The organism is Paracoccus angustae, from assembly GCF_042648745.1.
In the GTDB taxonomy this organism is placed as follows: domain Bacteria; phylum Pseudomonadota; class Alphaproteobacteria; order Rhodobacterales; family Rhodobacteraceae; genus Paracoccus; species Paracoccus angustae.
In genome coordinates this window covers 90,291-110,301 of sequence record NZ_JBHRXY010000010.1, presented here as the reverse complement: position 1 = coordinate 110,301, position 20,011 = coordinate 90,291, and the positions used below count along the sequence as shown (strand labels likewise).

18 protein-coding genes and 1 tRNA gene are annotated in these 20,011 nt (G+C 67.6%); 7 read left to right on the top strand and 12 right to left on the bottom strand.

The window, feature by feature from the left end; genetic code table 11:
• Window positions 1-60: 60 nt before the first annotated feature.
• Genes ACFOM8_RS13400 through ACFOM8_RS13390 form a run of 3 tightly spaced genes read right to left on the bottom strand, consistent with a single transcriptional unit; the run spans window position 61 to window position 2,200 of the window.
• Window positions 61-537, bottom strand: coding sequence for a hypothetical protein (locus ACFOM8_RS13400; RefSeq protein WP_377762119.1), 477 nt, complete (start codon window positions 535-537; stop codon window positions 61-63).
• A complete protein-coding gene (gene terL / locus ACFOM8_RS13395; RefSeq protein WP_377762117.1) occupies window positions 538-1,998 on the bottom strand; it encodes a phage terminase large subunit in 1,461 nt (486 codons plus the stop codon).
• Window positions 1,967-2,200 carry a hypothetical protein gene (locus tag ACFOM8_RS13390; protein ID WP_377762115.1) on the bottom strand — a complete coding sequence of 78 codons (234 nt, stop codon included), beginning with the start codon at window positions 2,198-2,200 and terminating at the stop codon, window positions 1,967-1,969. Before ACFOM8_RS13390 ends, terL begins: the two co-directional genes overlap by 32 nt.
• A 42-nt stretch (window positions 2,201-2,242) precedes the next feature.
• Here ACFOM8_RS13390 and ACFOM8_RS13385 point away from each other — a divergent pair, with 42 nt between their 5' ends.
• Window positions 2,243-2,737: a hypothetical protein gene (locus ACFOM8_RS13385; protein WP_377762114.1), complete on the top strand. Its 495-nt coding sequence runs from the start codon at window positions 2,243-2,245 to the stop codon at window positions 2,735-2,737.
• Here the strand turns inward: ACFOM8_RS13385 and ACFOM8_RS13380 are convergent.
• From ACFOM8_RS13380 to prfB, 3 genes are all read right to left on the bottom strand, one after another.
• Window positions 2,725-2,800, bottom strand: a tRNA-Val gene (locus ACFOM8_RS13380). The genes ACFOM8_RS13385 and ACFOM8_RS13380 overlap by 13 nt on opposite strands.
• A 53-nt stretch (window positions 2,801-2,853) precedes the next feature.
• Window positions 2,854-3,942, bottom strand: coding sequence for a patatin-like phospholipase family protein (locus ACFOM8_RS13375; protein ID WP_377762112.1), 1,089 nt, complete (start codon window positions 3,940-3,942; stop codon window positions 2,854-2,856).
• Between the two features lie 474 nt (window positions 3,943-4,416).
• A complete protein-coding gene (gene prfB, locus ACFOM8_RS13370; RefSeq protein ID WP_377762110.1) occupies window positions 4,417-5,544 on the bottom strand; it encodes a peptide chain release factor 2 in 1,128 nt (375 codons plus the stop codon).
• 140 nt (window positions 5,545-5,684) lie between these two features.
• Here prfB and ACFOM8_RS13365 point away from each other — a divergent pair, with 140 nt between their 5' ends.
• On the top strand, window positions 5,685-6,197 hold the full coding sequence (locus ACFOM8_RS13365; protein WP_377762108.1) for an MgtC/SapB family protein: 513 nt from the start codon (window positions 5,685-5,687) through the stop codon (window positions 6,195-6,197).
• Here ACFOM8_RS13365 and ACFOM8_RS13360 read toward each other — a convergent pair.
• The 3 genes from ACFOM8_RS13360 to ACFOM8_RS13350 all read right to left on the bottom strand — a co-directional run bounded on the left by ACFOM8_RS13360 (window position 6,191) and on the right by ACFOM8_RS13350 (window position 11,152).
• A complete protein-coding gene (locus ACFOM8_RS13360; protein WP_377762107.1) occupies window positions 6,191-8,740 on the bottom strand; it encodes a penicillin-binding protein 1A in 2,550 nt (849 codons plus the stop codon). The genes ACFOM8_RS13365 and ACFOM8_RS13360 overlap by 7 nt on opposite strands.
• An 82-nt stretch (window positions 8,741-8,822) precedes the next feature.
• Window positions 8,823-10,019 carry an N-acetylmuramoyl-L-alanine amidase gene (locus ACFOM8_RS13355; RefSeq protein WP_377762105.1) on the bottom strand — a complete coding sequence of 399 codons (1,197 nt, stop codon included), beginning with the start codon at window positions 10,017-10,019 and terminating at the stop codon, window positions 8,823-8,825.
• Window positions 10,016-11,152 carry a pyridoxal phosphate-dependent aminotransferase gene (locus ACFOM8_RS13350; protein WP_377762131.1) on the bottom strand — a complete coding sequence of 379 codons (1,137 nt, stop codon included), beginning with the start codon at window positions 11,150-11,152 and terminating at the stop codon, window positions 10,016-10,018. Before ACFOM8_RS13350 ends, ACFOM8_RS13355 begins: the two co-directional genes overlap by 4 nt.
• A 201-nt stretch (window positions 11,153-11,353) precedes the next feature.
• Between ACFOM8_RS13350 and ACFOM8_RS13345 the strand changes: the two genes are divergently transcribed.
• Complete coding sequence (locus tag ACFOM8_RS13345) at window positions 11,354-12,094, top strand: DsbA family protein (protein ID WP_377762104.1); 741 nt, start codon at window positions 11,354-11,356, stop codon at window positions 12,092-12,094.
• Between the two features lie 59 nt (window positions 12,095-12,153).
• Here ACFOM8_RS13345 and betA read toward each other — a convergent pair whose 3' ends face one another.
• The 3 genes from betA to betI are packed head-to-tail and all read right to left on the bottom strand — an operon-like array spanning window position 12,154 to window position 15,788.
• Window positions 12,154-13,770, bottom strand: coding sequence for a choline dehydrogenase (gene betA, locus ACFOM8_RS13340; RefSeq protein ID WP_377762102.1), 1,617 nt, complete (start codon window positions 13,768-13,770; stop codon window positions 12,154-12,156).
• Window positions 13,771-13,779: 9 nt separating this feature from the next.
• Entirely contained in the window at window positions 13,780-15,225 is a 1,446-nt protein-coding gene (gene betB / locus ACFOM8_RS13335) for a betaine-aldehyde dehydrogenase (RefSeq protein ID WP_377762100.1), read from the bottom strand.
• The gene (gene betI / locus ACFOM8_RS13330; protein WP_377762098.1) at window positions 15,222-15,788 is read right to left on the bottom strand and encodes a transcriptional regulator BetI; all 567 of its coding nucleotides are present in this window, start codon (window positions 15,786-15,788) and stop codon (window positions 15,222-15,224) included. The genes betB and betI overlap by 4 nt, the downstream gene beginning before the upstream one ends.
• Before the next feature lie 84 nt (window positions 15,789-15,872).
• On the opposite strand from betI, the gene choX reads away from it, so the two are divergent.
• From choX to ACFOM8_RS13310, 4 genes are all read left to right on the top strand, one after another.
• Entirely contained in the window at window positions 15,873-16,814 is a 942-nt protein-coding gene (gene choX / locus ACFOM8_RS13325; RefSeq protein ID WP_377762096.1) for a choline ABC transporter substrate-binding protein, read from the top strand.
• Between the two features lie 44 nt (window positions 16,815-16,858).
• Complete coding sequence (choW, locus tag ACFOM8_RS13320) at window positions 16,859-17,707, top strand: choline ABC transporter permease subunit (RefSeq protein ID WP_377762094.1); 849 nt, start codon at window positions 16,859-16,861, stop codon at window positions 17,705-17,707.
• Window positions 17,704-18,732 carry a choline ABC transporter ATP-binding protein gene (gene choV, locus ACFOM8_RS13315; RefSeq protein WP_377762092.1) on the top strand — a complete coding sequence of 343 codons (1,029 nt, stop codon included), beginning with the start codon at window positions 17,704-17,706 and terminating at the stop codon, window positions 18,730-18,732. Before choW ends, choV begins: the two co-directional genes overlap by 4 nt.
• A 106-nt stretch (window positions 18,733-18,838) precedes the next feature.
• Window positions 18,839-20,002, top strand: a complete 1,164-nt coding sequence (locus ACFOM8_RS13310; RefSeq protein ID WP_377762090.1) for an NAD-dependent epimerase/dehydratase family protein — start codon at window positions 18,839-18,841, stop codon at window positions 20,000-20,002.
• Window positions 20,003-20,011 lie beyond the last annotated feature (9 nt).

Sequence of the window (20,011 nt, the reverse complement as noted above, 5' to 3'; positions counted from 1 at the left end):
ACGGGTCAGGGCGCTGCGTGCGCCAGCGACAATCGAAATGCTGACCGACAACGGGCCGCCTTACATCGCCAAGGATAGGCCCGCGTCCCAGTTGATGATGCTCTCGGCGATGTAGCCCGCCAGATACGGCTCGCCACCGCCCGCGGGCGCATCGGCCAGCAGGCCATAGCGGCCCGTTACCAGCAGTTCGCGGGTGATCTGGCGGTGCAGTTCCTCAAGGGGCATCCCCTGCCCGTCCGCGCTTTCCCACAGATAGGCCAGCGCGTCGGGGATCTCGATGCCGATTTCCTTGGCATGGGCCACGCCGATCATGCCGCTGACAGCCGGCGCGACCAGTTCGGGAAAGCCCGCGCGGTCGCGATAGGCGGCATAGGCAAGGCGGCCACAGTCATCCATCCGCCGGTAGGCATCTGGCATGGGCAGGTGGACCTCGCCGCGGGCCTTGATGGCGCTTTCGCCGTCCATGCTGTCGCGCATCAGCCGCCATTCGTCCTGCCGTTCCCGCGTGAATTGCGGGTGCTTGCTGTCGATTGCCATTTAGAAGAAGCCTCGCAGCGTGCCCGACGACGACGACGCCTGGCGCTTGGTTGTCAATTCCGTGAACGCCCTTGATGCCGCGTCCACCTGGTCTTTCCACTTGCCCATCGGAAACAGGGCGATCTCGTCCAGAAACTGTGCGTTCCACGGACCTTCCAGCAGGAACACGTTGCCCGCCTCGGCCTGCGCCGCCAGCGGCAGCGCGCGGGTTTCCTTGTCGCCGCTTTCGGGCGAGAAGTGATAGTCGAAGCCCGTCAGCACGTGCCGCAGCAGGTGTTGCGCCTGCGCCTTGCCGGCCTGTCCCGGATCCTGCGGAAACGACCCGCGCACCGCGCCGTGCGCCGCCCGGTCCTGCTCCGCCGTGGCGCGCATCAGCCGCTCGACGCCCATCGGCCCAAGCTGCGCGCGGGCCACGTCGGCGACGATGAACCGCCCGTCCGGGGCCTGCGCCATGAGCACGCCCGCCGTCGCGGCGGCCTCGGCGTCCTCTGTCGCGGCCAGATCCCAGCCGCGCACGAAACGGCAGCCGACCGGCAGGGCCGGGATCGTGCCAAACCACTCGCGCTTGAACAGGCCGCCGCCGCGCGGGACGGGGCGTTGTTGAAGCTGGCCCGCCGTGGCATAGCTGCCAAGGGTGCGTTCCAGTTCGGCCACCTGCGCTTCCGGGAACCGCTCGGGGAACAGCAGTTCGCCGTCCTTGATGCGCGGGTCGCGGAAGCCGATGTTCGTTTCGCAACGCCGGTCAGGCTCGAAGCGCATCGGCAGGCACAGGTGCGTGTAGGGCAGGCCCTTGGACAGGATCAGCCCGGATGTGTCTCTCTCGTGCAGGCGCTGCATCACGACAATGATCGCCGAATGGTCGTTGTTGATCCGGGTCGGCAGGGTTTCGAGAAAGGCCAGTTCCGCCGCCAGGAGCGCGGCATCGCTGTTCCCGTCCGCAGCCGAGAGAGGATCGTCCAGCAGCACCCGGTCGCCCCGTGCGCCTGTCATGCTCGTGAAGGCCATGGCCTCGCGGAAGCCGGTTGCGGTGTTCTCGAAGCGCAGCTTGGCGTTGTTGTCGTCCTGAAGCTGGACCGGCCAGCGGGACTGGAACCACTCCAACTGGATCAGGCGGCGGCATTTCAGGTTGTCGCGGATTGCCAGCGTCTGCATGTGCGCGGTCGAGAGGAACCGCTTCTCGGGCTTTCCCGCCGGCCCCCACTCCCAGGCCGGAAAGATCACGCCCGTCAGCAGCGACTTCATGGTGCCGGGCGGGACATTCATCAGCAGGCGGGTGATTTCACCGCGCGAAACCGCTTGCAGGTGGTCGCACATTGCAGACAGAGCCCAGCCCCAGCGCAGCGGCGTGGCAGGCTCCAGCACGTGCCAGGCGCGCTGCGCGAAGGTCGCCAGCGAGCGGCGGCAGGCCTCACGTTCCAGCGCGATCAGATCAACCGCCGGGAAGTTCCTCTTTTTGAGCATCGGCCACCGCCAGCATTTCCGCGAGCGCCGCGTCGGACAGTTTCGACACGTCCAGCGTCTGCACCGGCCCGCCGTCCGCACCGCTGACCTCCAGCTTGTTCGTCTCCCGCCAGCCCGCCTGCGTCTTGAGGAAGAAGAAGATCGACGCGGTGTCGCCCTTCCTGATCTTGTCCAACAGCTTCTCGCCCACCTCGGCGATCACCTTGCGATCTGGTATCTGCGGCAAGGCAAGACCGGCAACGCGGTGCCGGTGCCGCTGCATCCGGTGGTGCTGGCGATCCTGGACGCGGAACGAGCCGCGCGCACGGGCATCATCGACGTGCGCCGCCCGCTGCTGACCGATTCGCGGGGCCGACCCTGGACGGCCAGTGGCTTCGGGGCCTCCTGGCGCAGCGATCTGATCCGCCTCGGCCTGCGCCCGGACCGGAACGACGAGTATCAGGAGGGGGCTTTCGCGCCGACGTTCCGCGGGCTGCGGCACACGAACGCCACGCAGATCACCAACGCGGTCGCCCGGAACCCTGCCCTGTTCGGCGGGATTGCGCGGGTGAAATCCATGCTCGGGCACCTGTCCGAGAAGATGGCGCGGCACTACGCAAGACGTGCGGAGGTTAAGCACATGAACAGCGAGACGCTGCTGCTGATCCCCGAGATTGGGAACACGCCCGAATGGATTGGGAACACGCCCGACGACGAGATTTCCGACCCTTTAAATCGTTGGAAAAATGGTGGGCGGTGAGGGACTCGAACCCCCGACATCCTCGGTGTAAACGAGGCGCTCTACCAACTGAGCTAACCGCCCGCCGGGTTGCCTTCTAGCGCCCCGCAAACGCCGTGACCAGTGCCGATTTGGGGCTAGCCGACGACGCCCGATCCCGCGAACAGCGCGGGCAGGTCAACCGTGTCGCGCTGGTTCAAGGCATCCGCGTGGTCGCGCAGAAAGCTGTCGGCGGCGGTCTGGCCCGCCAGCTTCATGCGCGCCAGCAGGCCCGGGGCGGGCATCAGCTTGGACCGCGCGGTCAGGTCGTTCATCAGCACGTCGTCCAGGATCATGTGGACCAGAGGGTTCTTCATCGCACGGTTCTGCAACCGGTTCTCGGCGAACAGGCGCTTGACGAAGTTGATCGCGCGCAGATCGGACATGAGCGACGCGTTGAAGCTGACCTCGTTCACGCGGTCGGCGATCATGGCGGGGGTGCGCGGGATTCCCTCGCGCAGCAGGGGATTGATGTTCACGATCACGATGTCGCGCGGCAGGTGCTGGGCATAAAGCGGGAACATCGCCGGGTTGCCGGTGAAGCCGCCGTCCCAGAAGGCCTCCAGATGCCCGGTCTCGGGGTCGCGGATCTCGACCGCGCGGAACAGGTTGGGCAGGCAGGCCGAGGCCATCACCGCGTCGGGCGTCGCTGCCGCGTTGGTGAAGACCCGGATGCGCCCGGTCCGCACATTGGTGGCCGCCACGAACAGCTGGGGTCCGCGCGTGTTGCTGAAATCGGGATGGGGCAGTTCGCGCAGCACCGAGGCAAGCGGGTTCACGTAGAAGGGTCCATAGTCATAGGGGCTGAAGATGCGCGTCACGCTGTCCAGCCAGGCCGCGGGCGAAAACATCTCGGTCAGCCGGTCCAGGCCGCGCGGGGTGGGGATCAGCGAGTGCATCCAGCGCACGATGCGGTTGTCGCTGATCTGTCCGACCCGCGCCCAGAGATGGTCGAGGTTCGCGCGCGCCGCCAGCCGTCCCGCCCGGCCCCCTTGCCGCGACAGCCCGGCCTTCAGCGCCGCCCCGTTCAGGGCGCCTGCCGAGGTGCCGCTGACGGCCGAGATCGTCAGCCAGTCCTCGTCCAGCAGCCGGTCCAGCACGCCCCAGGAAAAGGCGCCATGCGCGCCGCCGCCCTGCAAGGCCAGGTTGATGCGCTTTTCGTCCATCGCCGTCTCGTCCGGGTCCATGTTGCGGATGCAGCATAAGCGGCTTCGCACCAGCCGCAAGCCGTTCGCGGAACACCGCCGGACCGGCGCCGTGCCGATGCCCTATCCCCGTCGCCCCAGGCCCGGCGAACGACGCGCCTGGCTGTCCGGCCTGCGCACAAAGGGGGCCGGTGCCCCAGGACATCACGCTTGACCGCGCGGCCGGGGCGGCGCCGGAGTGCTGGCGCGCCCGGATGACGCCGCAACGGGTCCGGCCTTCTTCGACCTGCCGCCTCGGGCGCTGCGCGGGATCTTCGTGTCAGGCCGGGACTCAGGCCGGGACATCGGCGCCCCGCTGCGGGACCGGCCTGGCGGCGCCATCATGACATCGGCCCGCCCGAGGCGCCGGACTATCTGCCGGCCGCGATGCGCGCCCCGATCCGGTCCGGGCGCCGACCGTGATCGGGCCGGAGGCCGGGGCTGTCCGGCGGACCGTCCGGCGCCCGCCCCGCGCTGTCAGTCCTCGGCGTTGGCCTCGGCCCGGCTTTTTCCCGCCACATCCAGGGCCAGGGTCGCCGCCATGAAGGCATCCAGGTCGCCGTCCAGAACGCCCTGGGTGTCGCTGGTTTCCTCGCCCGTGCGCAGGTCCTTGACCATCTGATAAGGGTGCAGGACATAGGACCGGATCTGGTTGCCCCAGCCGGCCTCGCCCTTGGCGGCGTGCTGGGCGTTGATCTCGGCGTTGCGGCGGTCCAGTTCCATCTGATACAGGCGCGACTTCAGCGCGGCCATGGCGTTGGCGCGGTTCTGGTGCTGCGACTTTTCCGAGGACGTGACCACGATCCCGGTCGGCAGGTGGGTGATCCGCACCGCCGAGTCGGTGGTGTTGACGTGCTGGCCGCCCGCGCCCGAGGACCGATAGGTGTCGATGCGGATGTCGCGGTCGGGAATGTCGATCTCGATGTTGTCGTCCACGACGGGATAGACCCAGACCGACGAAAACGACGTGTGCCGCCGCGCCGCGCTGTCGTAGGGGCTGATGCGGACCAGCCGATGCACGCCCGATTCCGATTTCAGCCAGCCATAGGCGTTGTGCCCGCTGACCTTGTAGGCGGCGGAACGGATGCCCGCCTCGTCCCCGGCCGTCTCGGACAGAAGCTCGACCTCGTAGCCCTTCTTCTCGGCCCAGCGAACATACATGCGCGCCAGCATCGACGCCCAGTCGCAGCTTTCCGTGCCGCCCGCGCCCGCGTTGATTTCCAGAAAGGTGTCGTTCGCGTCGGCCTCGCCGTTCAGCAGGGCTTCCAGTTCCTTTTGCGCGGCCATTTCGGCCAGCGCCTTCAGGTTCGCCTCGGCCTCGGCCACCAGTTCGGGGTCGCCCTCGGCCTCGGCCAGTTCGACCATCTCGGCATTGGCCGAAAGATCCGCGTCGATGCGGCGATAGGTTTCAATGGCGTCCGACAGGGCCTGGCGTTCGCGCATCAGCTTCTGCGCGCGGGCGGGGTCGGACCACAGGTCGCCCGCCTCGATCATGGCGTTCATCTCCTCCAGCCGGTGGGGCGCGGTCTGCCAGTCCATCCGCTGGCCCAGCAGGGTCAGAGAGCGTTTGATGGCCTCGATGGTGGACTGCGTCTCGGCGCGCATGGGCAGGATCCTTAAGGCTGGCGTCAGGTCAGGGGTGATAACGCGGCGGGCCGCGCGCGGCAAGGGCGGCGGCCCCCCTTGCTGCAACCCCGCGCCCCGGCTTAGGTTGGGCAATCGTCACGAAACCGTCGCATTCCGTCATGAACCCGATCCTGGATCTGTTCCAGCCCCTGCAATCGCTGCCGCTGTCCGGCGTCGCCATGCGGCTTGGCCTGGCGGTTGTGCTTGGCGCCATGATCGGCTGGGAACGAGAGATCAGCGCCCGCGCGGCCGGGCTGCGCACGCATATGCTGATCGCGCTTGCGGCGGCGATGTTCACGATCGTGGCCATGGAACTGGCGCACTTCCCCGCCAGGGAACAGGACGTGCTGCGGATCGACCCCCTGCGCCTGATCGAGGCGGTGACGGCGGGGGTGGCCTTTCTTGCCGCCGGCTCCATCATCTTCAGCGGCGGCAGCGTGCGCGGCGTCACCACCGGCGCGTCGATGTGGCTGGCGGGGGCCGTGGGCCTTGCCTCGGGGACCGGCGACGGGTTGCTGGCGGTGATCGGCACCGGGCTTGCGGTGGTGATCCTGTGGATGGTGCGCGTGATCAGCACGCCCGCGCATGGCGGAGGCAAGCCGGACAGCCCGCGGGGCAGCACCGATCAGTAAAGCCCGCCCGAGGACATGGTGCCGAAATCCGTCTGGCGCGGGATCACCTTGCGTTCCCCGGTCGAGGTGGTGATGGCGGTTCCCGATCCCGATCCGGCCCCGGCCTCCCAGGGCAGGATGACCTCGCCGTCGCCGAAGCCCGACACGATCAGCGGCGATCCCCAGTCGGGATCGGTGCCGTCGCGGAAATATTCGGCCACCACATTCGGCCCCGTCGCGTCGTCCGACAGCCGCTGCCCGGTGGTGCGGTCGATCTTGACCCAATAGCCCCCGGGCGGGACCGCGAAATCGGTGCCGCCGAATTCGGCCACCGCCTTGCGCATGAAGGCGTTGAAGACCGGCACGCAAAGCGTTCCGCCATAGGCGTTCTCGCCCAGGCTGCGCGGCTGGTCATAGCCCAGATAGCAGCCCGCGACGATGTTCGACGAATAGCCGATGAACCATACGTCCTTGGCGTCGTTCGTGGTGCCCGTCTTGCCCGCGATGGGCACCGGCAGATCCACCCCGCTGCCCGACCCGCGCTCCACCGCCCCTTCCAGCATCGAGGTCAGCTGATAGGCCGTCACCGCGTCCATCACCCGTTCGCGGTTGGTGTCGATCACCGGCCCCTGCCCCGCCGGCAGCGCCTGCCGGCCGCAGGTTTCGCAGACCCTCTGGTCGTGGCGATAGATCGTGCGTCCGCGCCGGTCCTGCACGCGGTCCACCAGCGTGGGTTCCACCCGCTCGCCGCCGTTGGCGAACATGGCATAGGCCGCCACCATCTTGAACAGCGTGGTTTCCTGCGCGCCGAGGGCGTTGGCCAGGAACGGCTTGAGGTCGTCATAGACGCCGAAGCGTTCGGCATATTCCGCCACCCGCTCCATGCCGATGTCCTGGGCGATGCGGATGGTCATCAGGTTCCTGGACATCTCGATGCCGGTGCGCAGGGGCGTGGGCCCGTAATGCCTGCCCGACGAATTCTTGGGTTCCCACAATCCGAAAGGCGTGTTGATGCTGATCGGCTCGTCCACGACAATGGTGGCGGGGGTATAGTTGTTGTCCAGCGCGGCGGCATAAACAAAGGGCTTGAAGGACGACCCCGGCTGGCGCTGTGCCTGCGTGGCCCGGTTGAAGACCGAGGACTGGTAGGAAAAGCCCCCCTGCATCGCCATCACGCGGCCGGTGTTCACGTCCATGGCCATGAAGCCGCCCTGAACCTCGGGCACCTGGCGCAGGGTCCAGCGGATGAAGCTGCCGTCGTTGTCCTGCGTCATCGCGCGGACCAGCACCACGTCGCCCACGGCGACCAGATCGCCCGCCACCCGGGCGCGCGGGCCAAGCCTGCCGTCGGGGCCGCGCTTGCGCGCCCATTGCACGTCGGCTGCCGGAATCCAGTGGCCGTCGGCGTCCTCCTCGATGCCCTCGATGCCGATGCGGGCGTCGGTCTCGCCCAGTTCCAGCACCACGGCGGGGCGCCAGCCTGGAATGTCGCGCGGAACCTGCGCCTGCCACAGGGCGCCGCGCCAGGCGGCCTCGTCCTCCAGCTGCCCGGCCGGGACCGTCTGGCGGGTGCCGCGCCAGATGCCGGTGCTGCGGTCGTAATCCTCCAGCGCCTCGCGCAGCGCGTCGGCGGCGGCGCCTTGCAGGTCGGGGTTCAGGGTGGCGCGGATGGTCAGGCCGCCGCCGAAGAATTCCTCGTTGCCGAACTGCGCGGAAAGCTGGCGGCGGATTTCGTCGGTGAAATAATCGCGCGGCGGCAATTGCTGCTGAAAGGCCGGATAATCGCCGTTCTGCACCGATTTCAGCGGCAGCTTGGCCTCGGCCTCGTAGACGGCCTGGTCGATATAGCCGTTCTGCCACATCTCGCGCAGCACATAGTTGCGCCGCTCGGTCACCCGCTCCTTGGCGCGGACGGGATGATAGCGGCCCGGCGCCTGCGGCATGGCGGCCAGCATCGCGGCCTCGTGCGGGGCAAGTTCCGCCAGCGACTTGTTGAAATAGGTCTGGGCCGCCGCGGCGACGCCGAAGCTGTTCTGGCCCAGAAAGATCTCGTTCAGATACAGTTCCAGGATCTGGTCCTTGGACAGCGTGCGTTCCAGACGCGACGCCAGGATCAGTTCCTTGACCTTGCGTTCCACGCTGCGGTCGGACGACAGCAGGAAGTTCTTCATCACCTGCTGCGTGATCGTGGACGCGCCGCGCACCGACGACCCGCGCGACGCAACGGCCTGATACGCCGCCCCGACGATGCCGCGCACGTCATAGCCGGGGTGATTGTAGAAGTTCTTGTCCTCGGCGCTGATGAAGGCGTGCTTCACCAGATCGGGAATCTCCTCGATGGGAACGAACAGGCGGCGCTCCTCGGCGAATTCGTCGATCAGCATCCCCTCGCCCGAATAGATCCGGCTGATGGTCTTGGGCGTGTATTGGGCCAGGGTCTCGTGGCTGGGCAGGTCGCGCGAATAGATCCAGAAGATCGCGCCCAGGGTCAGCGCGATAAAGAAGCTCGCGGTGACGAACCACGAGAAGATGGCACCGAAAAAGGACAGAATGGGGCGCAGCAAGGGCGGGGGCCTTTCGTGGACTTGGCCCCTGTCATAGCGCCGCGTCGCGGCCCGGTCAAAACAACACTGGGCGACGACGCCCTTATCGGCGCAGCATCGTGGCCCGGGCGGCCTCGTCGCGCGCCCAGCCGGTGACGGCCTCGGCCACCACCCGGACCATGCGGGCGCGCCATTCGGGGTTCAGCAGGTTCGCCCGGTCGTCATGGTCCGAAATGAAGCCGAGTTCCAGCAGAACCGAAGGGATGTCCGGCGATTTCAGCACCGAATAGGTGGCCCGCTGCACGGGCCGCCCATGCATCCCGATGCCCATCAGCGACATGCGCGACACCAGCCAGTCGGCAAAGTTCCGGGACCGGGGCTGCGTGTCGGTGCGGGCGAAGTCCATCAGCACGCCCGTCAGCGCGTCGTCCTGGCCCGTCAGATCCAGGCCCGCCAGCAGGTCGTCGGGACCATGCCGCAGCACAAGCTGTTCGTCGGCGCGGCCGTCGGCGTCGGGGTTCCAGACATAAACCGTCGCGCCCGCCGCCTGCCCTTCCGGCAGCGCATCGGCGTGAAGCGAGATGAACAGATCCGCGCGCGCCTGCCGCGCGGCGGTCATGCGCCGTTCCAGCGACACGAAACTGTCGTCACCCCGCGTCAGCTGCACATCCACGCCCCGGGCCTGCAAGGCCGCGCGCAGTTCCAGCGCAAAGACCAGAACCAGATTCGCCTCGCTTTCGCCCTCGGCCAGCGCGCCGGGATCAAAGCCGCCATGCCCCGGATCCAGCACAACGGTGAAGCGGTCGTCGGGCGCGGGCGGCGGCAGCTCGGCCGGTTCGGGCAGGTCGCGCAAGGCCGCCGTGGCCGAGCGGTCGGGCGCGAAGTCCCCGGCATCGACCGGCGCCAGTGCAACGGTGATCTGCGACAACGGCGCCCGCGCGGTTTGGCCCGCGCCGTGGATGCGGTAGGGGCCGGGCAGTTCGACCACGATGCGCGACCAGCCCTCGCCGTTCTTGCCCCAGCGGATCGCCGAGGCCAGATCGGCGCCGAACAGATCCTCGGGCCGGGCCGGGCCCAGGTCGGCGCCTTGCAGATCCACGACCAGCCGCACCGGATCGCCGATCAGGAAGACGCGGTAAGGCACCGCCCTGGTCAGCGCCAGCCGCAGCTCAAGCGGCCTCGGCCCGCCCCAGCCGCGCCCGGCCGCGACCAATGCCGACCCGCCCAGATCCAGACGCGCCGGTTCGTTGGCCCAGGCGGGCGGCGACAGCAGCGTCAGGATCAGCAGCCACCATCTCATCGCGCTGCCATGAACTCCGCCAGGCGGCGCAGTCCTTCGGCGATGTCGGCCGTCGAGCGGGCATAGGAAAAGCGCAGGGTCCGCGCGCCGCGTTCGGGGTCGAAGTCCAGCCCCGGCGTGACCGCGACGCCCGCCTTTTCCAGGATCTCCGCCGCGAAGGCCAGCGAATCGCCGGTCAGGTGCGACACGTCGGCATAGATGTAGAATGCCCCTTCCGGGGGGGCGATGCGGTCGAAGCCCGCCTTGGGCAGTTCCTCCAGCATCAACCGGCGGTTTTCGGCATAGACGGCCAGGTTGGCGTCGGCTTCCCCGGCGCAATCCAGCGCCGCAAGCGCCGCGACCTGGCTGGCATGGGGCGGGCAGATGAACATGTTCTGCGCCAGCCGTTCCACCGTGCGGACGTGATCCGGGGGCACGACCATCCAGCCGACCCGCCAGCCGGTCATGGAAAAATACTTGCTGAAGGAGTTGATGACGAAAACCTCGTCCGTCGCCTCCAGGGCGGAATGGCAGCGGTCGCCATAGGACAGGCCGTGATAGATTTCATCGGAAATCAGCGCCATGCCCTTGGCCCGGGCGGCATCGGACAGCGCGCGCAACTCGTCCCTGCGCAGCACCGTGCCCGACGGGTTGCCGGGCGAGGCGAGGATCAGCCCCGCGCAGCCCTCGGGCAGTGCCTCGGGGCGCGGCTGATAGCGGTCCTCGGGGCGGGTCGGGATGCCCACGGGTTCCAGCGACATGGCCCGCAGGATCTGGCGATAGCTGGGATAGCCGGGATAGCCCATCGCCACCCGGTCCCCCGCGTCGAACAGCGCGGAAAACGCCAGGATAAAGGCCCCGCTGCTGCCGGGCGTCACCACCACGCGGGCCGGATCCAGATCGACCCCATACCAGCGGCGATACAGATCCGCGATCCCCTGCCGCAGCGCCGGCAGGCCAAGCGCCACGGTATAGCCCAGCGGCTGTTCCAGCGCCGCGGCCAGGGCGCGGCGCGCGCCTTCGGGGGCGGGGGTCGAGGGCTGGCCCACCTCCATATGGATGATGTGGCGCCCGTTCGCCTCGGCGCGGGCAGCTGCCTCCATCACGTCCATGACGATAAAGGGGTCGACCTGTCCGCGGGCGGATTTCCTCATGGCTCTGCTCATCCTCGGCGCCTTTTGTCTTTATCTAGGGGCCTTTTGTCTTTTTGACCGTCTTACGCCTGCAATGCCCGCCCGGAAAGCCCCCTGGATCCGGGCCGGTCACGCAGCTTTGTCAGCCGGTTCCTTGCCAAGCCCGGCCGCGCGCGGCAAGCTTGGGGCGACCCGCCCACGAGGATTTCCACGAGGATTTCGATGAAACGCCTGATCGCCGCGCTGCTTCTGACCGCGACCCCCGCCCTGGCCTTCGACATCAAGGCCATGTCCGAAGACGAAACGGCCGCCTTCGGGGACGCGGTGCGCGAATACCTGATGGCCAATCCCGAGGTGCTGATCGAATCCATCAACGTCCTGGAAGAACGCCGCGCCGCGACCGAAGCCCAGAACGACGTGGCCCTGGTCGCCGCCAATCGGGACGCGATCTTCGACGATGGCCACAGCTGGATCGGCGGCAACCCGGACGGCGATGTGACGATGGTCGAGTTCATCGACTATCGCTGCGGTTATTGCCGCAAGTTCAACGGCCAGGTTCAGGACGTCGTCGAGAATGACGGCAATATCCGCCTGATCCTGAAAGAGTTTCCGATTTTGGGACCGGACAGCGAAACCTCGGCGCGGTTTGCGGTCGCGGTCAAGCAGATCGGCGGGGACGAGGCTTACCTTCAGGCCCACGACGCGCTGATGGCGATGCGCGGCGCCCCCTCGCCCGAGGCGCTGAAGGGCATCGCGGCCGAGATCGGCGTGGACGGGGACGAGGTGCTGAACGCCATGAACACCGAATCCGTTTCGGCGGTGCTGCGCGAGAACCGGCAGCTGGCTGAACGCATGGCGATCATGGGGACGCCGACCTTCGTGATCGGCGACACGCTGCTGCGCGGAATGCCGGCGGACGGGCTGGAGGCGACCGTGGCAGCCGCGCGCGAAGCGAACGGCTGACGCGCCTTGCTGCGCGGGCGGGTGCCTCCGGCGGGGGTATTTGGGCAAAGAAGACGCGGCTATTCGGCGGCCATGCGGTTGTCGGATCGGGCGATGCGGCCCATGATGTGATCGGCCGCCTTTTCCCCGACCATGATCGAGGGGCCGTTCAGGTTGCCGTTGGTGATGCGCGGAAAGACCGAACTGTCGGCCACGCGCAGGCCCTCGACCCCGATCACCCGCAGGTCGGGATCGACCACGGCCATGGGATCGTCCGCCGCGCCCATGCGGGCGGTGCCGCAGGGATGATAGGCCGATTCGGCGTGGTCGCGGATAAAGGCGTCGATCTGGTCATCGGTTTGCACCTGCGCGCCGGGCTGGATTTCGTCGCCCCGGTATTCCGCGAAGGCGGGCTGGTCGAAGATTTTCCGCGTCAGGCGCACGCAGGCGCGGAATTCAGCCCAGTCGTCGGGATGGGACATGTAGTTGAAGCGGATTTCGGGCGCCGCTGCCGGATCGGCTGAGGCCAGCCGCACGGTGCCGCGCGATTTCGACCGCATCGGGCCGACATGGGCCTGGAACCCGTGGCCCTGCGCCGCCGCCTTGCCGTCATAGCGCACGGCAAGCGGCAGGAAATGATACTGGATGTCGGGATAGTCCACCGCGTCCGAGGACCGGATGAAGCCGCAGCTTTCGAACTGGTTCGACGCGCCAAGGCCGGTCTTTTGCAGCAGCCATTCCACGCCCACCCGGCTTTTGCCCAGCAGGTTGTAATAGGTATACAGCGTGATCGGCTTCAGCGCCTTGTACTGCATGTAGATTTCAAGGTGATCCTGCAAGTTCGCACCCACGCCCGGACGATCGGCCAAGGGCGTGATGCCGTGCTGGCGCAGGTGGTCGGCGGGACCGATACCCGACAGCATCAGCAGTTTCGGCGTGTTGATCGAACTGGCCGAAACGATGATCTCGCGGCCCGCGCGGATGGTCTCGATCCGGCCCATGCGGTCGATCTCGACCGCATGGGCGCGCTTGTCCTGGAACAGGATGCGGCGGGCCAGGCCGCGGATCAGGGTCAGCCGCCCGGTTTTCAGCGCCGGGCGCAGATAGGCATTGGCGGCGGACCAGCGGCGGCCCTTCCAGATCGTGGCCTCCATCGGGCCGAAGCCTTCCTGGCTTTCGCCGTTGTAGTCGGGGGTGTAGGGCCAGCCCGCCTGCTGCCCGGCCTGGATAAAGGCGTCGAACAGCGGATTGCGGCGGCGCCCGCGCGTGACATGCAGCGGGCCGTCGGTGCCGCGCCATTCCGACGCGCCGCCGTGCCAGGTCTCCATTCGCTTGAAATAGGGCAGCACGTCGGCATAGCCCCATCCCGCCGCGCCGCTGTCGCGCCAGTGGTCGTAATCCTTGCGGTGCCCGCGCACGAACACCATGCCGTTGATCGACGACGACCCGCCCAGCACCTTGCCGCGCGGCGTCGCCAACCTGCGCCCGCCCAGGTGCGGTTCCGGCTGGCTGGAAAAACCCCAGTCGTATCGCGGCATGTTCATCGGGTACGACAGCGCGCCGGGCATCTGGATGAAGATGCCGATGTCGCTGCCGCCGTATTCGATCAGGGCGACGCTGTGCCCGGCTTCCGTCAGGCGATAGGCAAGCGCGCAACCGGCGGATCCGGCGCCGACGATGACGTAATCAACACTCATGGCATCCCCCTAGTAAGGCGCCTCGACGGCCCCCATGCCGACATAGACGGTCTTGAGTTGCGAGTAGTGCTCGATGGCGGCGGTGCCGTTCTCGCGGCCCAGGCCCGACAGTTTCATCCCGCCGAAGGGCATTTCCACCGGCGTCAGGTTATAGGCGTTGATCCAGCAGGTGCCCGCTTCCAGACCCGCCACGACCCGGTGCGCGCGGGTCAGATCCCGGGTGAAAACCCCGGCTGCCAGTCCGAAGCCGGTGGCGTTGGCGCGGGCCACGGCCTCGGCTTCGTCGGCGAAGGTCAGCGTGGTCATCACGGGGCCGAAGATTTCGTCGCGGGTGATCCCCATATCGTCGGTAGCGTCGGCGAAGACGGTGGGGGGGATGAAGGCCCCCTCGCCCAGCCCCCCGCAGACCAGGCGCGCGCCTGCGTTCCGGCCCGCCGCGATGGCCGCGCGGATCTTGGCCGCCTGCGTGGCGTTGATGATCGGGCCGAACTGCGTGTCGGGGTCCAGGGGGTCGCCCGCGCGGATCGTCGCCAGCCGCGCGGCCAGCCGGTCCAGGAACCGCGGGGCGATGCCCTGTTGCAGGAACACCCGCGTGCCGTTGGAGCAGATCTGCCCCGAGGAGTAGAAATTCGCCAGGATCGCCGCGCCCACCGCGTCCTCGAGGCTGGCGTCGTCGAAGACGATCAGCGGCGACTTGCCGCCAAGCTCCATCGTGACGTGGCGCATTCCCTCGGCGGCGGCGGCGTAGACGCGGCGGCCCGTGGGCACCGATCCGGTCAGCGAGACCTTGGCGACATGCGGGTCGGTCACCAGCGCCGCGCCGACCGCGCCGCGCCCCTGCACGACGTTGAAGATGCCAGGCGGGGCGCCCGCCTCCAGCAGGATCTCGGCCAGTTTCAAGGCGCCCAGCGGCGTTTCCTCGGAGGGCTTGAAGACCATCGCATTGCCCATCGCCAAGGCGGGCGCGGCCTTCCAGCAGGCGATCTGGCTGGGATAGTTCCAGGCCCCGATCCCCGCGCAGACGCCCAGGGCCTCGCGCCTGGTATAGGCCCAATCGCGGCCCAGGGGAATCATCTGGCCGGTGACGGTCGCGGCCAGGCCGCCGAAATATTCCAGCGCGGCGGCGCCGGACGCCCAGTCGGCCACCAGGGTTTCCTGGATCGGCTTTCCGGTGTCCAGCGTTTCCAGCCGCGACAGTTCCTTGTTGCGCTCTCGGATAATCGCGGCGGCGCGCGACAGCACCCGGCCCCGGTCGGCGGGCATCATCGCCGCCCAGGCGGGCTGCGCGCGCGCGGCCGCCTGGCAGGCTAGGGCCACCTGATTCGCGGATGCCTCGCGCAGGGATGCGATCTGCTCGCCCGTGTAGGGATAAAGGACCGGCAGCGCCGCACCCTCGCCCTCGACAAAGGCGCCGTCGATGAACAGGCTGGCTGCGGGTTGGGCGTTGAGGGTCACGACAGGGCCTCGTCCAGGTAATCGAAGATCATCTTTTCGGCAGCTTCCGCGGCGATTCCGCCGGGGCTCAGCACCGCGCGCAGGTAAACGCCGTCGATCAGCGCGCCCACCGTCCCGGCCACGCGGGCCGGATCGTCCGCCAGGGGCCGCAGCGCCAGGATCAGGTTCGACCGCAGGCGGCGGTGATAAACGCGCAAAAGCCGCCTCGCCTCGGGGTTGATCAGCGCCAATGCATAGAAATTGATCCAGGCGCTGACGGTTTCGCGCTGGAAATTCTGCGGCGCGAAACTGGCCCCGACAATGGCGTTCAACCGTCCCCGCGCCCCGTTTCCCGGCAGCCGTTCGGCGACCGAACGGCCATAAACCCGCAGGATGTAGCGCATCGCGGACAGGAAGATCTGTTCCTTCGATCCGAAATAGTGATGCGCCAGGGCGGGCGACATGCCCGCCCGCCTGGCGATCTGCGCCACGGTCACGTCCAAGGACCCCGTTCGCCCGACCTCGAAGATCGTGGCGTTGATTAACGCGGCTTTTCGGATAGGCTCGGCCCCAATCTTGGGCAAGGCGGCACCTGCGCAAAGAAACTGTTGCTATTCGAAGCCCGTGTATCGTTAATTGATCAACCAATCAAGAACTGGGAGTGTTGCATGATCCGCAAAAGCCTGACCGCGGCCCTGGCAATCGCCACGGCCCTTGCCGGTCCCGCCCCTGCGGCCGAACCCGAGGATTGCCGGCAGGTGGTCCTTTCCGACGTGGGCTGGACCGACATCACCGCGACAACCGCGCTGGCCTCGACCGTCTTGCGGGCGATCGGATACGAGACGGAAACCAAGCTGCTGTCGGTGCCCGTGACCTATACCGCGCTGTCCACCGACGACGTGGACATCTTCCTGGGCAACTGGATGCCCACAATGGAGGCCGACATCGCCCCTTATCGCGACGCGGGCACGGTGGACACGGTGCGCACCAACCTGACGGGCGCGAAATACACGCTGGCCACCAACAAGGCGGGCGCGGACCTGGGCATCGCCGATTTCGCCGACATCGCCGAACACAAGGACGCGCTGTCGGGCCAGATCTACGGGATCGAGCCGGGCAACGACGGCAACCGCCTGCTGCTGGAGATGGTGGCGAACGACAAGTTCGGCCTGGGCACCTTCGAGGTGGTCGAATCCAGCGAACAGGGGATGCTGGCCCAGGTCGCCCGCGCCGATGCCGCCGGCCAGCCGGTCGTCTTCCTGGGGTGGGAGCCGCATCCGATGAACGCCCAGTTCGACATGACCTACCTGACCGGCGGGGACGAGATCTTCGGCCCCGACCTGGGCGGGGCCGAGGTGCGCACGAACACCCGCCAGGGTTTCGTCACCGAATGCCCGAACCTGGGCAAGTTCCTGCAAAACCTGGAATTCACCCTGCCCATGGAAAACGAGGTGATGGGCAAGATCCTGAACGACGGCCAGGATCCGATGGCCGCCGCCAAGGAATGGCTGTCCGCCAATCCCGACGCCGCGATGCCTTGGCTGGAGGGCGTGACGACCTTTGACGGCAACGACGCGCAGGCCGCCCTGACCGAGGCGCTGTCCGGCTGACCGCCGGGCCGCCATCCACGCCAATCACATCCCAAGGAGACCGCATGGAGCAGCTGACGGCGCTTGTGACCGACAACAAGATACCCGTCGGACGGACGGCCAAGGACGTCTTCGACTGGCTGAACGCCAATGCGGCCGGCTTGTTCAACACCATCTCGGGCGCGCTGGAATGGCTGATCGGCCGCATCCTTGCCGGGCTCGAGGCGCCCCATCCCCTGCTGTTCATCCTGCTGGCCGCGGCGCTGACCTGGGCCTTGCAGCGCAGCTGGAAGACCTGCCTGCTGGTCGTGCTGGGCCTGCTGTTCGTCCTGAACCAGGGCTATTGGGACGAGATGCTGCAATCGCTGACCCTTGTGCTGGCGGCCTGCCTGGTCTGCATGGCGATCGGCGTCCCGGTGGGCATCGCCGCCGCGCACCGGCCGCGCCTTTATGCGTGGATGCGCCCGGTGCTGGATCTGATGCAGACGCTGCCGACCTTCGTTTACCTGATCCCGGCCATCGTCTTTTTCGGTATCGGCATGGTGCCGGGGCTGCTGGCGACCGTGATCTTCGTGCTGCCCGCGCCGATCCGGCTGACCCAGCTCGGCATCGCCTCCACGCCCCCGGCCCTGGTCGAGGCCGCAACCGCCTTCGGCGCGACCCCGCGCCAGCTGTTGTGGAAGGTGGAACTGCCAAGCGCGCTGCCGCAGATCATGGCCGGGCTGAACCAGACGATCATGCTGTCGCTGTCGATGGTCGTGATCGCCGCGCTTGTGGGCGCGTCCGGCCTTGGCGTGCCGGTGGTCCGCGCCCTGAACAGCGTGAACACCTCGCTTGGTTTCGAATCCGGCTTCGTGATCGTGGTTGTCGCGATCCTTTTGGACCGGATGCTGCGGATGGAGGGTCGCAGATGAACACCGTTCCCAATGCGGTCGAGTTCGACCGGGTTTCCATCGTCTTTGGCGACCGCCCCGAGGCCGCCCTGCCGCTGATGGATCAGGGCAAGGAACGCGGCGAAATCCGCGCGGCCACCGGCCAGGTGCTGGGCGTCCACGATTGTTCCCTGACCGTCCGGCAGGGCGAGATCCTGGTGCTGATGGGCCTGTCCGGTTCCGGCAAGTCCACGCTGCTGCGCGCGGTCAACGCGCTGAACCACGTCTGCCGGGGCGAGGTGCGGGTCTGGGACGGCAACGGCATGATCTCGGTCAGCGGGGCGGGGAAACGCGCCTTGCGCGACATCCGGCTGCGCCATGTGGCGATGGTGTTCCAGCAGTTCGGCCTGCTGCCCTGGCGCTCCGTGCGCGAGAATGTGGGACTGGGGCTGGAACTGGCGGGAATGCCCGCCGCCGACCGCAATGCGCGCGTGGACCGGCAGCTGGAAACAGTGGGCCTGACCGACTGGGCCGAACGCAAGGTGGGCGACCTGTCGGGCGGCATGCAGCAGCGCGTGGGCTTGGCCCGCGCCTTCGCGACCGAGGCGCCGATCCTGCTGATGGACGAGCCCTTCAGCGCGCTGGACCCGCTGATCCGCACCCGCCTCCAGGACGAATTGCTGGAACTCCAGGCCAAGACGCAGCGCACCATCATCTTCGTCAGCCACGACCTGGACGAGGCGTTCAAGCTGGGCAACCGCATCGCCCTGATGGAAGGCGGGCGCATCGTCCAGATCGGCACCGCCCGCGACATCATCGCCAACCCGGTCAGCGAATACGTCGCCGATTTCGTGGCCCACATGAACCCGCTCGGCGTGCTGACCGCCGCCGATGTCGTCCAGCCTGGTCCGGCGGCGGAAGACCTGGGGAACGATCCCGTCCCGCGCGACATGCCGGTGCGCGAGGTCATGGGCCTGCTGGCCGACCGGACCGCCCTGCCCGTCCAGGGCGGCGGCTGCATCACCCGCGACGCGGTGCTGGCCCGGCTGATCGACCCGCGCGGCTGACAGGCGGCCGATTGCGACAGCCGCATGTCAGCAGCGTGGCAGCTATGGCATCCGCCATGCCGTCATTCTACAAGGCGGCGAAACGCGGTCCTATAAAGGCAGGTTCATGAAGATCATCGTTCTGGGCGGAGACGGCTTCTGCGGATGGCCGACGGCGCTGCATCTTTCGGCGCGCGGGCATGACGTGATCATCGTGGACAACCTGTCGCGCCGCAAGATCGACGTGGAGCTTGAGGTCAGCAGCCTGACCCCGATCCGCCCCCTGGGCGAGCGCGTGCGGGCCTGGCACGAGCTGACCAACCACTCCATCCGGGTCGAGAACTTCACGGTGGGCGAGCATTACCACCGCCTGCTGACCCTGTTGCAGCGCGAACAGCCCGATGCGGTGATCCATTTCGCCGAACAGCGCGCCGCGCCCTATTCGATGAAATCCAGCTGGCACAAGCGTTACACCGTCAGCAACAACCTGAACGCCACCAATGACGTGCTGGCGGCCATCGTCGAATCGGGCCAGGACATCCACCTGGTCCACCTGGGCACGATGGGCGTCTATGGCTATGGCACGGCGGGCATGAAGATCCCCGAAGGCTATCTGAACGTCGTGGTGGAAACCGAGAACGGCCCCCATACGCAGGAAATCCTGTATCCCGCGAACCCGGGGTCGATCTATCACATGACCAAAACGCAGGATCAGCTGTTCTTCTTTTATTACAACAAGAACGACGGCGTGCGGATCACCGACCTGCACCAGGGCATCGTCTGGGGCACCCAGACCGAGGAAACGCGCCTGGACGACCGGCTGATCAACCGCTTCGACTATGACGGCGATTACGGCACGGTGCTGAACCGCTTCCTGATGCAGGCGGCCATCGGCTATCCGCTGACGGTGCATGGCACGGGCGGGCAGACCCGCGCCTTTATCCACATCCAGGACACCTGCCGCTGCATCGAGCTGGCGCTGATGAACCCGCCCGCGCGCGGGGACCGGGTCAGCATCCTGAACCAGATGACCGAAACGCACCGCGTCCGCGATCTGGCCCGGATGATCGCCGACCAGACCGGGGTCGAGGTGGCTTTCCTCAAGAACCCCCGCAACGAGGCGGACGAGAACGACCTGCATGTCGCCAACGACCGCTTCCTTGGCCTGGGGCTGGAGCCGATCAAGCTGGCCGACGGACTGCTGGCCGAGGTTCAGGAGATCGCCCGCAAATACGCCGACCGCTGCGACCGGGAAAAGATCCCCTGCGTGTCGCAATGGCGGACGGCCTAAGGCGGGCGG